Genomic DNA, 15665 nt, shown 5'->3' with positions numbered 1-15665 from the left:
TCTCCCATCAGTGCATGTCGAATATCGTAACATACCCCGAGGACACGTATTCGAACAGCATCATAATGTATATATTCCATTTCCTCCCCAACAATCGTGTGGAGTGCTTCATATAACTCTTCGAAATCTTGGAAATCCCCCGTGGTAGTGACACCTAAGCGGTTTGGTGTATTTTGCATGCTAATCATTGATATCTTCCTTTGCTTTGTTTATAGTTTTTGCATCCCTGTTCAAACAGTTCTACACTATCCTGAGAATAGACTACAACTTAAAAATGCGTCCCTGTGTGACAGGGCAATTCAAACAGGAAATCAGCTTTTTAACTAACTATTTTTTCCTCGATTTCATGAATATAAGAATTTAAAATACCAATTTGCTCCTCTAATTTTTTCTTATGCTGAAATAAAATTGCTTTAGTATTTATATCTTCATGCTCTAAATTTATATTTGAAATACTGGCTCTTATATCCTCAATCGACATGCCTAAATTTCGAAAACATCTAATTAAATTTAAGATTTCAATGTCTTTATCATCGAATATGCGATGTTCTTGTATATTTCTTTTTATTGGAGGAATTAAAGTTATTTTTTCATAATATCTAATAGTGCTTGATGGAATTTGAGCTAAAAGGCTTGCTTTTTGAATTGAGTACATAATACATCCTCCTTGACTTAAAGTATGGTTTAACCTTTAAGGTTGATAATATCAAACCAAAAGGAGGATGTATAATGAAAAACATCTTAGTAGTTGTAACTAATATTTCTAAATATCCAAATCAGGAACGTGCAACAGGATTATGGTTAGGGGAAGCTGTTCACTTTGCAGTCGAGATGGAAAAGGAAGGATATAGAATTGATTATGTTAGCCCTAAAGGTGGATATACACCGATTGATCCACACAGCTTGCAAGCTGATCAAATGACGGAATTAGATTGGAAATATTATACAAACAATGACTTTTTAAATCAGCTAAGTACAACTTTATCGGCAGATGAAGTGAATCCTGAAGATTATGATGCCATTTATTATACAGGTGGGCACGGAGTAATGTGGGATTTCCCTAATGATGAAAAGTTACAAAGTATCGCTAGTACAATACATGAAAATGGCGGAATCGTTTCAGCTGTTTGTCATGGTTCTGTTGGCTTACTAAATATTAAAAATGCGGCAGGTAACTATTTAATTACTGACAAAAAGGTTGCAGGCTTTGCAAATACGGAAGAAATTGCACTTGGATTAGATAAAATAGTTCCATTTTTAACAGAAGATGAACTTGTTCGTAGAGGAGCCAATTACGTAAAAGGCGAAGACTGGTCAGCATTCGCTGTAGCCGATGGTCGCGTCGTCACTGGACAAAATCCATCATCAGGTGGTGCAGTTGCCAAAGAGGTAATACAATTACTAAAATTGTAGGTGTCCCTGCGTAAGGAGCTATTCTGATAATTCTGACAGCATGACAAAACCGTTAAGGAGGTTCCTTAACGGTTTTTCTTCTTATAGACGAGTCCCTGTGTCAGCCGCAATTTGAAGGGCAATTGCGTCTGACACAGGGACACTGGATACTCAATGGGTAGCAAGGTTCGGTTCTAGAAACAAAAAAAGCAGCCGACCAAATTTTCGGCTGCTTTCTTAAACATAAAAAATATTACTCATTTCCCTTAAAAATCTCCCCAGCAATCCCCATTGCCCGAATAGCTTTTGGAAATCGCACATATCCGGCACAGTGCCCCAATAGAAAAGCCAATTCCGTTGCCCATTGCACCGAATATATCGTCAAAGAAGAAAGTACCGGGTTTGTATATTTCAAAGTATTTAATGCCGTAAAAAAAATTAAAAAGCGTCCCTGTGTTAGAAACTATTTAGAACAAACTGCGCGATAGGAAATTTAGGCGAAACTGAGAAGGCTACTAGATGTAAAAAAAGGAGAACTAAATTAATAGAGAGGGGGTCTGCGCTTTGTCTTATCCCATATTTTTGATTTACGCTCTTATCTAAGGTATTTCCTTGGGAATCATCAAGTGAACAGATTACAAACAATAACGATTTGAACAATAGTTTTGTTAACTAAGACTTTATATCTATTAATAAATGTCGATAGTCACACGATGATAAGTATAGGGATGTGACGCAAGTATGAGAAACGTTAAACTAGTTTGGCATAAATATATGTTGAAATACAATATAGGATCATATAATGATTGTCTGGATGGAAAGTTGAAAAAGAAGTTATGGAATAATGTAGAATATCATGAAAAAGAGATTCATCGTATAGCGCAATTGGGACAAACAGCGCGGAAAAAACGTCCCTGTGTAAGAAACGATTCTACGCTATTCTGACAATATGCTACAATTCATTATTTAATAAATAAGCACCAACTAACGCCGGCGTGACTTATAGGTAGGTGTTATTTAGTGTTTATATTTGATGTATTTCAAATCATAAAATCCCTTCTATCTATTTGTATAAAGACAAGCATGAGTATCATCTAGGACAAAAAATAATACCACTTCGGACGAAATTCTGTACCATCTCTGCCACCAAAACACCACATTTAAAACGCATTCCTACAATGTGAAATAGATAGACAACAAATGTATTTTGCAATATCCACATATTATTGCAAACCTGCATAAATGAAATATTTTTTATATTTGTTTCTTACTAAGGGACAAAAACAGAGAACAAAAACAAAACGAAAAGGTAGCTGCAACTGTTACTTATTCCTCCTGTTCTTGAAAGAATTCAAATAGCTTTTGTTTGCATAATTCTTCAAAAACACCAACAAAATACCCATTGAGATTATAGATTTTTTTCTTTTTCCTAGCATATAATGCAATCGTCAATGCTTGGTAACCAACCTCTTCGTAAAACTTCTGCTCTTGAGGGAGCAGCTGAATGATACGGTAGGTGAGACTTCGATATACTCCGTACAAACGACTTACTAGTTGCTGATCAGTGCCAACCATAGCAAAAATAGTAGATTTGAAATGCTGATAGAACGTAGGCTTTTTACTTTCATGAAAGTTATCCATAGGATTTTCAGAGCAGACGTTTTCCGTAGAATACGTATTATGTAATAATTCTTTTTTAGAGATTAAAGAGATATCGGTTTCTTTTTCCGGAACGACAGCCGCAGCCCTTTGTACGACAAGGTTTTCCTGACCCCCACGAGTAGTCAAACACGACTGGTCATAGAAAGGTAAAATGACTATTATGTTAGCACCATAGCCCTTAGAAACTCTTCGAATGGTCGGAATTTTTTTGATGATCAATAGCTTTTCTAATTTACGTAAAGTTCTTCTAACCGTAGCCTCTGATTTATTCGTAGCTTGGCAAATCGTCGCCACTTTTAAATGTGCTGCACCAGGAAACTTACATGCATATCGTGCTACAAGAGAGAGCATTGCGCGCTCCGTCTCATTCATCTCCCCATAATGTGCAAGCAAATGTTTCTCCACATGCCTATCCATTTCTTGAACCGTTTTAAAGGATTGATAATCCGTAAGATAACTAGTCATCTATTCGTTCCTCCCATTTCACTAATGATAAGTCGCTGTCATTAGATAAATAGAAGTATTTTGGAAGAAAGGATACATGGAGTAAAAAGAAATTTAACAATTCGTCGCTGTGCGAGAAATTATTCTAAACTACTCTGACAATTAATTAAAAAACGAATAACCAATAGTTGATAATGAATTGAATGGAAGGATACAACTGAACAGGGTATTCTACTCCACTATTGCATGTTCTATTTGTATTACATTTCTAATATAGTCTAGAGGTATGATTTTGGAGATAATCTCAAATATTGTTTTATAGGGGGCTTAAGTATGGATGATCGAATAGCACAAATCACTAATGCGTTAGAAAGAATACAGGATAACTACCAGGATAATGAACTGGCTTATTTATCTTTAACTAGCAAAAATGAAGGACTTATTAGAGACTCCTTTTGCAGAAACTATTATAAAGAGAACCAACTATTAGGGAGAGAATATAAAAGAATAGACGCAGTGTCATTTTCTGAGGAATCCATTAATATAATATTTGAATTTACTAGTATGTATACAGCAGATTTAGTTAAAGATTTACACTTTAAAAACAGTTATTTACCAAAAATATTAAATGATTTTAAGAAAAATGATAAACTTAAATCGAAGAAAACAGATGAATATATTATATTGATTTCAACTCATCCCAAAGAGATGATTAATAAAAAATATATCAAATATGTTAAGTATTTTTCGGGATTAAATGCTGCCACAAAAAAATGGATAAAGACCCCTACTGACTCCAGTAAAATGATTTCACAATCATATAATAATTTAAGAAAATATTTTAGCTACAACGAATATAGTATTGAAAGTTGTCAAATTAATGCCGGTAGAGAATTTGAATGCGATGTAGATATACATTTTTGGATACTATATAAAAAATATTGTGTGTGCGATTATGAACAAGTAGCAGATATACTATTAGAAAATCAGCATTGCAGTAACTGTGGTGGGTTTTTATGAAGGAGGATGGATTTATGAAAGACAACACCTTAGCATATTCTGTTATTTATTCTAAAGAGGATGGTATCCCACTAGGAATGTTTGCAGGTTCTGTAGGTTATACTTCACATTTAATAATAGAAGGGATTTTAGGGAATCTATCCATAATAATATGGACTAAACCTCTTGAAAACTCTCACATAGTTGATGAAGAGTCGTTAGTTGGAGACATTAATCATCCAGATTACGATTATAATATCGAAGTGCTTATGCAAAAGCTTGAGAATCGCGAGAAAATAAAGTTAGTTAATGGCTATGAGGTGGTTCACTTAAAAGTGGACAGTATTTAGCGGGGTAGAAGTCAAAGAGTCTGTGTAAGACACAATTCTACACTATTATGACGATTTGCTAAAATTCGGAAAGAGATACAAAAGTTAAAATAATGAAGAAAAGGTTGGGACAAAACTCCTTCCTCAAAAATAAAATCCTCGAAAATTTTACGATCTGTAAAGTTTTCGGGGATTTACATTTGGATTCAACCACAATTGTTTTCCGAAACGGCGACGGAAGCTTTCCGGAGACACGGCTTCAATCTCCTCGTCATTTCGTACATAGGGGGCTTTAGTGACTTGTCCCTGTGTAAGAAACAATTCTACAATATTCTGCCAATTTGCTACAATTCTATATTAAAAATATAGCACCAGACAAAGGAAAATGGTAAGCAATTAAGACAGTGTGTTAGAAACAACAAGCATTCAGAGTGTATTCACTTATATGGAAAGAAGAAAGCATAGTCCTATTAGGGTTGCAGTTTTTTCATTCTTTTTTGCTCTTATATAAAAAAATAATGGATACTTGTAAGGTGTCGGGTTCTCAAATTACTTAGTGAAATGAATAACTGATATGTCTTACAATGTTTTCTAAGGGTCTTTCACAAATATATTTTCACGTATCAATGTTTTTCTAAGGGCATCTGTGCAACCCTCAATTTAAAAACTTAATAGAATTGTTTAGAGGGTAGAATTAAATGTCTAATTCCAAAAAGTAGAAGAGTTTCAATTTAAAAATATTTTTTCACATAAATATTAAAGGTCTTGCTTAATATGATAATATATATATTGAATTCAGAAAATTAATACAAATCACTATTAATTAAATGTTATTTAATTAATAGTAGGTGGGGGGCTATAATGCACGTTTCTTTAGAAACTTCACAAGTTCAAACAATTACACTAACAACAGAGTTAATACAACATCTTGAAATTTTATATTATTCAGGTGCGGAGCTGGAAGAGTACATTTACGAAAAAGCAAATGAAAATCCACTCTTACATGTGGAAGACTCAAAATTTCGAAAAAGTTATAAAGATGTGTTACAACTTGCATCCGTTTTTTCAAATAATAGAAGTAGTAACAGTAGTGAGAAAATTGATTCGCTACAAACAAGGTTAGCGCAAAAAGATAGTTTCGAGCCTTATTTACTAGAGCAGATACCAATTCATCAAAATTTATCTAAAAAAGATTTAAGTATTTTAAAGTATTTAATCTATAGCTTAGATGATAGGTTATTTTTAGATATTGAATTAGATGAGGTAGCAGAAAAGTTTGACACAACCACTGAGCATGTTGAAGTTATTTTAGATTTATTTCAAACTTTTGAACCAACGGGAGTGGGTGCAAGAAGTTTTACCGATTATTTACTCATCCAAATTGACAGAGATTTAACAGCACCACCACTTGCTGTAGATTTTGTGAAATTTGAGCTTGAAAATATCGCTACGCTATCACTGAAAATATTAAGTAAGAAATATAGAACTTCTATAAAAGAAACACAAGAAACCATAAACTATATTAGAAACTTAAATCCTTTTCCAATTTCGGAAGATATGTTCAAACCTATACAATATATAGTGCCTGATGCAGAGGTGATAAAAAGTAATGACAAATGGATGATTCAGTTAAATCGCAAGTACTTACCAACTGTTTCAATAAGTAAATCATACGTAGATTTGCTTGAATCTGACCCTGACACTACAACTAAAAAGTATTATCAAGACTCTCTGAAGGATGCTCTACTATTAATGCAAGGAATAGAACAGCGAGATAAAACGATATATGCCTTACTTAGAGTATTACTTGAAAAACAGCAAGGTTTCTTTGAAAAGGGAATGCAGGAAATTAAACCTATGCGTTTAAAGGATGTTTCAATAATTCTTGGAGTTCATGAATCTACAATTAGCCGTACAATTAGAAGTAAATATATACGAACACCACATGGTGTCTATGCTTTACAATTATTATTTACTAAAGGACTTGTAAGTAACTCTGGTAAAACGGATTCAGTCAGCTATATAAAACGCCGTATTAAAGAATTAATAGACAGTGAAAGTTCTGATAAAAGACTTTCTGATCAGCAAGTTACTGATATCTTAGGAGAGGAAGATATTCAAATCTCACGTCGTACTGTAGCAAAGTACCGTGAAGAGTTAAATATATTTAGTTCGTCAAAACGTGTATATATATCTATTAAGTGATTGTTTCAAAAAAACTTCTTTTTGAAACAGTCTTTCTTTATTAAAAAAATTAATAATTTATTAGATAAGTTAGTAGACCAAAAATAAATAAGGTAATACATTGTTTATATCTTACTGCCAAAAAATATAAAAGTTGTTAAGATAATTTTTATTTAATTGCTAATTAGTAAGGAGAGGAATCTGTTTGTACTTATTAGACATTCAATCAGACGTACAAAGTATTGCAGAAGCGATTGCAGCTGTTTTAGATTTAGAGGTTGAAATTGCAGATATAAATTATATGCGTATTGCTGGTACTGGAGAAGGTAAAATAAACATATTAAAAAAGCTTGAGGGGAATTTGGTATACAAAGAAGTTTTTGAAACTAAGAAATCTATTATTATCCGTAAACCAGGTTTTGAAAAAATCTGTAAATCGTGTGGATTTTATGGGAATTGTATGGAGGCAGGGGAAATTAGTGCGCCGATTTTTATGAACAATCAAATCATTGGGTTTATTGGTTTATTAGCATTTTCAGAAGAACAAAGAGAAAGGCTATTTATAGATATAGAAGGAATTTTACTCTTTTTAAGTAAATTGGCAGATTTATTAGCAAGTAAGCTAGAACAAGGGCGGATTTTAGAAGAAATGAAAAGTCAAGCTGAGAAATTAGATCAAGTTATTAACCTAATGGATCAAGGTGTGCTAATAGTTACAAAATATTTAAAGGTCTTACAAGCAAATGAACATGCAAGAAGAACATTAAATCTTAATGGACTGGATGAATTACCAAGTAGCGTGGAAAAGTGGATACGTAGGATTATAGAATTGGACAAAATTGAAAATGAGCCCTTTATAATTCAAACAAGACCACGAGAAACAAAAGTAATTGTAAATAAACGATATATTAATAATGAAGAGTTTTTAATTAGTATACAAGATGTAGACACCATTCAAACCATTGCTGAAAATGTTCAATTGGAAAAAAGGAAAGTATTTAGAAGTATTATTGGATCAAGTCCACAACTTGAAGTAGTAAAAGAATTTGCACTAAGAGCAGCGCAATCAAAATCAACTATTCTTCTACAAGGTGAAAGTGGGACAGGAAAAGAGGTATTTGCAAAAGCAATTCATCATGCAAGTGATAGAAATAGAGATTCTTTTATTGCGGTGAACTGCGGTGCAATTCCAGACAATTTATTAGAAAGTGAATTGTTTGGTTATGAAAAGGGTGCTTTTACAGGGGCAAGTAAACTCGGCAAAGTAGGTAAATTTGAAACGGCAAATGGTGGGACAATTTTTTTAGATGAAATTGGTGAAATGCCACTAGCTCTGCAAGTGAAAATTCTGCGTGTCTTACAAGAAAATGAAATTGAACGAGTAGGAGGAACTTCTCCAATTAAAGTAAACGTTCGGGTTATAGCAGCGACTAATCGTGCTTTGGATAAAATGATTGAAGAGGGTTCTTTTAGAGAAGACCTTTATTATCGTTTAAACGTTATTCCGATATTAATTCCTCCATTAAGAAATAGACCAGAGGATATTTTCACGTTATGCGATTACTATATAAAAGAATTTAATGTATTATTTAACAAAAGTATTAAAGGGTTTGATGATAAAATCACACAAAAAATTTATGAATATCCGTGGCCAGGTAATGTGAGAGAACTTAAAAATTTTATTGAATATCTATTTAATTTTGTACGAGAAGATTTTGTGACATGGGATAGTGCAAAAGATTTAATTAAAAGAAAACTAAACAGTGAATCTTTTGTAATTATAAAAGAAAAACAACAAAAGGTATTTCAATTAGATCTAATAGAAAAAGAAACAATCCAAAAAACAATGGAGTACATAAAATTGAACCAACTAAATATGGATGAAGCAGCAAAACTATTAGGCATTGGTAGAGCTACTTTATTTCGAAAGATTAAAAAGTATCAAATTGATATCTAGTATCAATTTGATACTTTTTTAATTTTATCATTGATTTCAGTGCTTATTTTCAAAGAATACAAATTAAAGTATCAAATTGAGATTTGAACAGTAGACGGAAAATTAAAAATACATGAGTTTGACTGGTTATTCAGTTTGGCATGCTTCTTGCTTTATAAAAAGTATACATAAAAAGGAGGAGATAGTATGAAGATAATTACGGCATCAAAAGCACCAGCCGCCGTTGGTCCCTATTCACAGGCAATTAAGTTAAATGGTATCTTATATTGCTCAGGGATGTTACCACTAAACCCGGAGACAGGTGTAGTTGTAGGAATATCAATTGAAGAACAGACAGAACAAATTTTTAGTAATATTCGAGTTTTACTTGAGAGTGAAGGATTAACATTGGATAGAGTAGTGAAAGCACTAGTTTTTTTACAAACAATGGATGACTTTTCGGGAATGAATACAATTTATGCACGAGAATTTGGAGAGCATAAACCTGTGAGAAGTTGTGTAGCTGTTGCTGATATTCCAAAAGGAGCATTAGTCGAAATAGAAGTAGTCGTAAGTTACAAATAGAGAGGGGTAGTCAGGTTGGTATTGGAAAACAAAAAAATTCTCTGGATAAAAAATCGTTTTTACCGAGAGAAGGAAAATAGTGATATTTTAGAAGATTTTAGTGAATTGGAAATTGAAAGAGTACTGGCTTTCCAAAAAACTCACAAAGCATTTACATCTACACCCTTGTACAAACTTAATCACTTAGCTCAAGAACTAAATGTTCAAGAAATTTTTTCCAAAGATGAGTCTAAACGATTTGGATTAAATGCATTCAAGGTTTTGGGTGGAATTTATTCAATAGCTAAATATATAGCAGAAGAATTAAATCGACCAATTGAAAAGTTATCGTTTGATATATTAAAATCCGATAAAGTAAAAAACCAATTAGGCGATTTAACATTTATTTCTGCAACGGATGGTAATCATGGTAGAGGTGTAGCATGGGCTGCACGAGAATTAGGCTATAAATCGGTAATTTATATGCCTAAAGGATCCTCGGCACAGCGTTTGAGAGCGATTCGTGACGAAGGAGCTTTAGCTGAAATACAGGATGTAAACTATGACGAAACGGTTCGGATTTGTGCGCAACTTGCAGAAAAAAATGGTTGGATAATGGTTCAAGATACAGCGTGGGAGGGTTATGAAAAAATTCCTTTATGGATTATGCAAGGATACTCATCAATTGCAAAAGAAATAGTAGATGAACTAAAAATTAACAATGAAAGAATTCCTACTCATGTATTTTTACAAGCTGGAGTAGGATCCTTTGCAGCAGCTATTGCAGGTTACTTATTGCAAGTATACGGAGGAGATACTCCAAAAATAGTTATTGTTGAACCACATAAAGCTAATTGTTTTTATGAATCTTTTATATCTTCAGAAGGGACGAGAGAATTTATAACTGGGAGTTTAGATACGTTAATGGCTGGTTTAGCTTGTGGTGAACCCAATACTAAAGCATTTGAATTATTAAGGAATTATGCAATTGGTACAGTTTCTTGTACAGATGAACTTGCAGCATTAGGAATGAGAATTTATGGAAATCCGTTAGGAGTAGACCCTAAAATAATTTCTGGAGAATCAGGTGCTGCAACATTAGGTTTACTGTATTACTTACGAAAATATGAGCAAGATCAAAATATTTTAAAAGAAATGGAATTAAATGAAGACTCTTCAATTTTATTAATTAGTACGGAGGGAGATACAGATACTGAAAGTTACAAACAAATTGTTTGGGAAGGAAATTATGCTTTACAATCGGAGGGAAATAGATGATACAAATACGTGTAGATGAAATTATTACTTTGTGCCAGAACTTAATTCAAAGTCCTAGTCTTTCTGGACAGGAAAAAGAAGTAGCTAAAAAAATTCAAGACTTTGCGAATCAGCATAAATTTGATGAAGTAACAGTTGACCGATTTGGGAATATTGCTGTCGTGATAAATGGTGTTGAGCCAGGACCAACAGTGTTATTTGATGGTCATATTGATACGGTACCGGTATTTGAAGAAAATTGGACTGTTAATCCTTATGAAGCAATAGTGAAAGACGGTAAGATATGGGGTCGCGGAACTTCAGATATGAAAGGTTCTATCACAGCTATGCTTTTAGCGGCAAAATACTTTGCTGAAGATTGCCAGAAAAATTTTAAAGGTAAGATTGTTATTTCTTGTAGTGTGCATGAAGAATGTTTTGAAGGAGTAGCAACAAGGTTAGTCAGTGAACAGCATCAACCTAATTATGTGGTTATTGGTGAAGCAACAAATTTAAAGTTAAATATTGGTCAACGAGGTAGAGCCGAAGTAATTGTAGAGACATTTGGAAAATCAGCCCACTCTTCAAATCCAAATGCAGGAATCAATGCAGTCAATAAAATGGTCACACTAATAGCTGAAATTAACCAATTAAAGAATGAAGAACATCCAATTTTAGGTAAAGGTATCTTGGAACTAACTGATTTCATTTCTTCACCATATCCAGGAGCTTCAGTTGTCCCTTCCCATGCTCGAGTAACATTCGACCGTCGTTTATTAGTAAATGAAACACGTGAATCCGTACTAGAACCAATCCGAAAAATCATAGATCGTTTAGAACTAGAAGATGAACATTTTAATGCAAAAGTAAGCTTTTCAAGCGGAAGTGAACTTTGCTATACGGGTGAAACAATTGAAGCAGAACGGTTTTTCCCTGCTTGGTTATATGAAGCAAATGAAAACTTTATCACTCAAACATTTGAAAATTTAAAGAAAATTATTCCCCAGACTGAGCTTTCACACTACTCGTTTTGTACAAACGGAAGCCATTTTGCGGGTGAGGCTAATATTCCGACTATCGGGTTTGGCCCATCGTTAGAAAAACTTGCGCATATTGATGATGAGTATATTGAAATTGAACAACTTGTCAAGGCAACAGAAGGCTATATTTCAATTATGGAATCACTAACCAACTTATAACATCTAGGGGGTAGGGAAATGGTAGATTTAATCATTAGAAACGGCAAAATTATTGATGGTACAGGATCACCTTGGTATTACGGCGATATTGCTGTTAAAGAAGGAAAAATCGAAAAAATAGGGTTACTAACTGATGTACAGGCGCAAAAAGAGATCGATGCAAAAGGATTAATAGTATCACCTGGGTTTATCGATATGCATACTCATTCTGATTTAGTGATATTAGAAGAGCCATTAATAGAAGCAAAAGTACGCCAAGGAATTACGACAGATTTATTGGGACAGGATGGAATTGCTGCTGCTCCACTTCCGCAGGGGTACGTGTCTACATGGCAGAAAAACCTAGCTGGATTAGATGGGACACCAGCAATTGATTGGGACTGGCAAACAGTAGGGGAATATATTGAAAAAATTAAACGAAATAAACCAAGTTACAATTTAGCGGTTTTGGCGCCACATGGAAATATTCGTATGGAGGTAATGGGCCTAGCAAACCGCCCAGCTACTGATGAAGAGATTAAGAGGATGCAAGATGTTCTTCGAAGATCTTTAGATGAGGGGGCAGTAGGTCTTTCTACGGGATTAATTTACTTACCTTGTTGCTTTGCGGAAATGAAAGAACTTGAATCATTATGTCAAGTAATTGCTGAGTATGGCGTACCGCTAGTAATTCATCAGCGTAGTGAAGGTGATGAAATTTTAGAATCAATGGATGAGTTAATTGAAATGATGAAACGATGTGGAGCACATCTGCACTTCTCTCATTTGAAAAATTGTGGTAAAGACAATTGGCATAAAACAGCTGATGTTTTAAAGAAAATTGATAATGCTCGAATTTCAGGATTAGAAGTTACCTTCGATCAATATCCTTACATTGCAGGAAGTACAATGCTAAGTGCAATATTACCGCCATGGGCACATGATGGTGGAACTGAAGAAATGTTAAAACGTCTTGATGATTTGCAATTACGTGACCAAATTAAAAATGAAATGTCGACCGCTCTTAAAGGTTGGGATAGTATTGCAAAATGGGCTGGCTGGAGTGGCATCATTATCACATCAGTTGAAACAACTGAAAAACAATACTGTATAGGTAAAACTATCGAAGAAATAGCAAAAATTGAAGGTACGAATGAGGCAGATGTAGCTTTGGATCTAATTCTTCATGAGAAGAATAGCGTTGGTATGATTGATTTCGTTATGAATGAAGAATCTGTAAAAATGATTTTAGCGCATCCAGCTGGAACGGTAGGTTCCGATGGATTGTTAGGAGGAGAACCACATCCTCGTGCATATGGGTCTTTCCCTCGAATTTTAGGTAAATATGTGAGAGAAGAAAAGGTCACAACGCTTGAGGAGATGATTCGTCGTATGACATCCCAACCAGCACGTATTATTGGATTACAAGATAGAGGGATAATCCGTGAAGGATTGGCTGCAGATATTGTAATTTTTAATCCAGACACAATTATAGATCAAGCAACTTTTAAAAAGCCACGTCAGCACAATGTAGGTATTGAAACAGTTATTGTTAACGGGCAAGTAGTTGTTCAAGGAGGAGAAGCATACCGAAAGCCAGCGGGAATTGTGATTGTAAGGGATTATCCTCAAATTAAACTAACAGTAATTAAATAAAAAATATTAAGGATAATAGGGGGGAATTATATGGCAATTATATGGGCAATTATTATAGTCTATATGTTAGTGATGATTGGGATTGGTTTTTATGCAAAAACAAAAATTAAGAGTAGTGAAGATTATCATTTAGCTGGACGACGTTTAGGGCCAATTATGCTTGCTGGAACACTTGCTGCTACAGAAATTGGTGGTGGTAGTTCGGTCGGTGTTGCGTCAAAAGCGTATGGAGAATGGGGGCTATCGGCAGGTTGGTATGTCGTATCAGCTGGTGTTGCAATTATTCTAGTTTCTTTTGTAGCACCTTTTATGCGTCGAGCATTGGCTACCACTGTTCCAGAAATAATTGGTCGACGTTATGGTAAAGGAAGCCAATTAATTTCAAGTATTTTGTCGGTTGTAGCATCTTCAGCGTTAACTGCAGTACAAATTACTGCCACAGCATCAATTGTACATGTATTAACGGGCTTTAGTTTAAATTGGGCAATCCTTATTTCAGGTACTATAGTTGTTTTCTATACTTTTCTAGGGGGTATGTGGAGTGTAACATTAACTGATTTTGTTCAGTTTTTCATAATTGTTATAGGATTTGCAATTGCGGTACCTTTTGCATTTTCCGCAGCAGGTGGTGTCGACACAGTATTAAATAATTTACCGAAGGAACAGTTAGGGTTCACAAAAATTGGTTGGCCAACAATTATTGGTCTAACCTTGATGTATTTTATGACCTTCTCTACAGGGCAAGAGGCGGTACAGCGTTATTATTCGGCAAAAGATGAAAAAACGGCTGTGTGGGGATCTGTACTCTGCGGTGTTCTAATGACATTATATGCATTTATTCCAGCAATTTTAGGATTAATTGCATTGTCTAGCTTTCCGAATATTGAGGCAAATAGTGCATTAGCCACTGTTTCGATAGAGCTATTACCACCAATTATCGCAGGTCTCTTGTTATCAGGGGTTATTTCAGCCACATTATCAAGTGCCTCAGGTAATTTACTAGCGGTAGCAACAGTTTACATGACTGATATTCATCCTTTCTTATCTAAGAAAAAGGTTACGAACGAAGCAGAGTTAAAAGCATCTCGTTTGATTATCATTTTAATAGGTATTTTTGCAATAGGAATCTCACTTTACAGTCAACAAATTATACCATTATTAGTATTTGCTTTTACTATTCGTTCAACAGGTCCATTTGCCGCGTTTATTTTAGGATTATTAGTTGATCGAGTAACCAAAAATGCAGGTTTTTCTTCAATTATTGTCGGAACGATAGTTGGCATAACTTGGCAAATATTAGAAGACCCTTTCGGAGTAATGGCAGTTATCGCAGGTAGTGTTGCTAGTTTGATTACATTCCTAGTTGTGAATAAAATTGAAATTAGTAGAGGTAAACCAATTGCGCCATCTGCCTATTTACCGAAAGGTGAGAGTACTTGATCAATTTAATATTTTAATAGAAACTATCACTATAGTCTTTTTTATTGCAAAAACTATAAATATTTCAATAATTCAACAAGTTTAAGACCGCGCCTCGGTGTCAGCCACAGTTTGGGGAGCAATTGAGTCTGACATAGAGACGCTTAGGGCGCATGAGGAGCTAGAGAGTTATTGCAATTCAAAGAGTGAAAAGTAAACCATGTGATCAACATTGGTTACCTACGGGACAAAGTTGCTCAAAAATATATTACCATTCAATATACTCAGGGTACTCTTTCGCATAACGGATTTCATCCGGATGTAATCCTTGTTCAATTGCAAAATTGTGGATATCTTTCTTTTCTCAAAGATACAGTTGATCAATTTCTCCGAGTCTTTTAGCAAAAATACTGAGGTTTTTTTCTCGTTTCGGTAGATCCATTTGGATAAATTTGATATTGAGCATGTCCAAGTATTGTGTCGCATATCCTTCATACTTATTTTTCTCCCATATGTTATGAGGAGTAATGTATTTTTTTATTTGGGCAAATTTATTAGGACTTAAGGTTTCTTGTAAACAACTAGCGACAGCAGCTTGGAATTTTCGGACGGTGGCAATTGTTGCATCCCAGGCATGCGTTTTAT

At 34.3% G+C, this 15665-nt stretch carries 14 protein-coding genes; 10 read left to right on the top strand and 4 right to left on the bottom strand.

Annotated features, from left to right (window positions below; translation table 11 throughout):
* Both LDK52_RS19360 and LDK52_RS19355 read right to left on the bottom strand, forming a co-directional pair.
* Positions 1-188: DUF6904 family protein (locus LDK52_RS19360; RefSeq protein ID WP_407081839.1), on the bottom strand; the 188-nt coding region annotated here is incomplete at its 3' end.
* A gap of 131 nt (positions 189-319) precedes the next feature.
* On the bottom strand, positions 320-655 hold the full coding sequence (locus tag LDK52_RS19355) for a MerR family transcriptional regulator (RefSeq protein WP_277587558.1): 336 nt from the start codon (positions 653-655) through the stop codon (positions 320-322).
* Between the two features lie 74 nt (positions 656-729).
* On the opposite strand from LDK52_RS19355, the gene LDK52_RS19350 reads away from it, so the two are divergent.
* On the top strand, positions 730-1413 hold the full coding sequence (locus LDK52_RS19350) for a type 1 glutamine amidotransferase domain-containing protein (protein WP_277587557.1): 684 nt from the start codon (positions 730-732) through the stop codon (positions 1411-1413).
* A gap of 1305 nt (positions 1414-2718) precedes the next feature.
* On the opposite strand, the gene LDK52_RS19345 is transcribed toward LDK52_RS19350, so the two are convergent.
* On the bottom strand, positions 2719-3519 hold the full coding sequence (locus LDK52_RS19345) for a helix-turn-helix domain-containing protein (RefSeq protein ID WP_277587556.1): 801 nt from the start codon (positions 3517-3519) through the stop codon (positions 2719-2721).
* Positions 3520-3831: 312 nt separating this feature from the next.
* On the opposite strand from LDK52_RS19345, the gene LDK52_RS19340 reads away from it, so the two are divergent.
* The 9 genes from LDK52_RS19340 (at position 3832) to LDK52_RS19300 (ending at position 15041) form a co-directional block, all read left to right on the top strand.
* A complete protein-coding gene (locus LDK52_RS19340) occupies positions 3832-4518 on the top strand; it encodes a hypothetical protein (RefSeq protein ID WP_277587555.1) in 687 nt (228 codons plus the stop codon).
* Positions 4519-4532: 14 nt separating this feature from the next.
* Positions 4533-4847, top strand: coding sequence for a hypothetical protein (locus LDK52_RS19335; RefSeq protein WP_277587554.1), 315 nt, complete (start codon positions 4533-4535; stop codon positions 4845-4847).
* Positions 4848-5687: 840 nt separating this feature from the next.
* On the top strand, positions 5688-7031 hold the full coding sequence (rpoN, locus tag LDK52_RS19330) for an RNA polymerase factor sigma-54 (protein ID WP_277587553.1): 1344 nt from the start codon (positions 5688-5690) through the stop codon (positions 7029-7031).
* 184 nt (positions 7032-7215) lie between these two features.
* Positions 7216-8967: a sigma-54 interaction domain-containing protein gene (locus tag LDK52_RS19325; RefSeq protein WP_277587552.1), complete on the top strand. Its 1752-nt coding sequence runs from the start codon at positions 7216-7218 to the stop codon at positions 8965-8967.
* Between the two features lie 186 nt (positions 8968-9153).
* Positions 9154-9531 (top strand): Rid family detoxifying hydrolase, encoded by a 378-nt coding sequence (locus LDK52_RS19320; protein WP_277587551.1) that lies wholly within the window; start codon positions 9154-9156, stop codon positions 9529-9531.
* A 21-nt stretch (positions 9532-9552) separates the two neighbouring features.
* Positions 9553-10788: a diaminopropionate ammonia-lyase gene (gene dpaL / locus LDK52_RS19315; RefSeq protein ID WP_277587550.1), complete on the top strand. Its 1236-nt coding sequence runs from the start codon at positions 9553-9555 to the stop codon at positions 10786-10788.
* On the top strand, positions 10785-11966 hold the full coding sequence (locus LDK52_RS19310) for a YgeY family selenium metabolism-linked hydrolase (RefSeq protein ID WP_277587549.1): 1182 nt from the start codon (positions 10785-10787) through the stop codon (positions 11964-11966). Before dpaL ends, LDK52_RS19310 begins: the two co-directional genes overlap by 4 nt.
* A gap of 18 nt (positions 11967-11984) precedes the next feature.
* Positions 11985-13601 (top strand): N-acyl-D-amino-acid deacylase family protein, encoded by a 1617-nt coding sequence (locus LDK52_RS19305; protein WP_277587548.1) that lies wholly within the window; start codon positions 11985-11987, stop codon positions 13599-13601.
* A 30-nt stretch (positions 13602-13631) separates the two neighbouring features.
* A complete protein-coding gene (locus LDK52_RS19300; protein WP_277587547.1) occupies positions 13632-15041 on the top strand; it encodes a sodium:solute symporter family protein in 1410 nt (469 codons plus the stop codon).
* Between the two features lie 343 nt (positions 15042-15384).
* On the opposite strand, the gene LDK52_RS19295 is transcribed toward LDK52_RS19300, so the two are convergent.
* On the bottom strand, positions 15385-15665 hold a 281-nt coding region (locus LDK52_RS19295), incomplete at its 5' end, for a DUF6904 family protein (protein WP_407081838.1).

This window comes from Psychrobacillus antarcticus (assembly GCF_029533155.1).
In the GTDB taxonomy this organism is placed as follows: domain Bacteria; phylum Bacillota; class Bacilli; order Bacillales_A; family Planococcaceae; genus Psychrobacillus; species Psychrobacillus antarcticus.
Note: the sequence above shows the minus strand (reverse complement) of the source record. Positions and strands in the feature narration are given on the sequence as shown.

Excerpts from the sequence above, each read along its gene's own strand:
- LDK52_RS19355 (WP_277587558.1), bottom strand. The coding sequence starts at position 655 with ATGTACTCAATTCAAAAAGCAAGCCTTTTAGCTCAAATTCCATCAAGC.
- LDK52_RS19350 (WP_277587557.1), top strand. The coding sequence starts at position 730 with ATGAAAAACATCTTAGTAGTTGTAACTAATATTTCTAAATATCCAAAT.
- LDK52_RS19345 (WP_277587556.1), bottom strand. The coding sequence starts at position 3,519 with ATGACTAGTTATCTTACGGATTATCAATCCTTTAAAACGGTTCAAGAA.
- LDK52_RS19340 (WP_277587555.1), top strand. The coding sequence starts at position 3,832 with ATGGATGATCGAATAGCACAAATCACTAATGCGTTAGAAAGAATACAG.
- LDK52_RS19335 (WP_277587554.1), top strand. The coding sequence starts at position 4,533 with ATGAAAGACAACACCTTAGCATATTCTGTTATTTATTCTAAAGAGGAT.
- rpoN (WP_277587553.1), top strand. The coding sequence starts at position 5,688 with ATGCACGTTTCTTTAGAAACTTCACAAGTTCAAACAATTACACTAACA.
- LDK52_RS19320 (WP_277587551.1), top strand. The coding sequence starts at position 9,154 with ATGAAGATAATTACGGCATCAAAAGCACCAGCCGCCGTTGGTCCCTAT.
- LDK52_RS19310 (WP_277587549.1), top strand. The coding sequence starts at position 10,785 with ATGATACAAATACGTGTAGATGAAATTATTACTTTGTGCCAGAACTTA.
- LDK52_RS19305 (WP_277587548.1), top strand. The coding sequence starts at position 11,985 with ATGGTAGATTTAATCATTAGAAACGGCAAAATTATTGATGGTACAGGA.
- LDK52_RS19300 (WP_277587547.1), top strand. The coding sequence starts at position 13,632 with ATGGCAATTATATGGGCAATTATTATAGTCTATATGTTAGTGATGATT.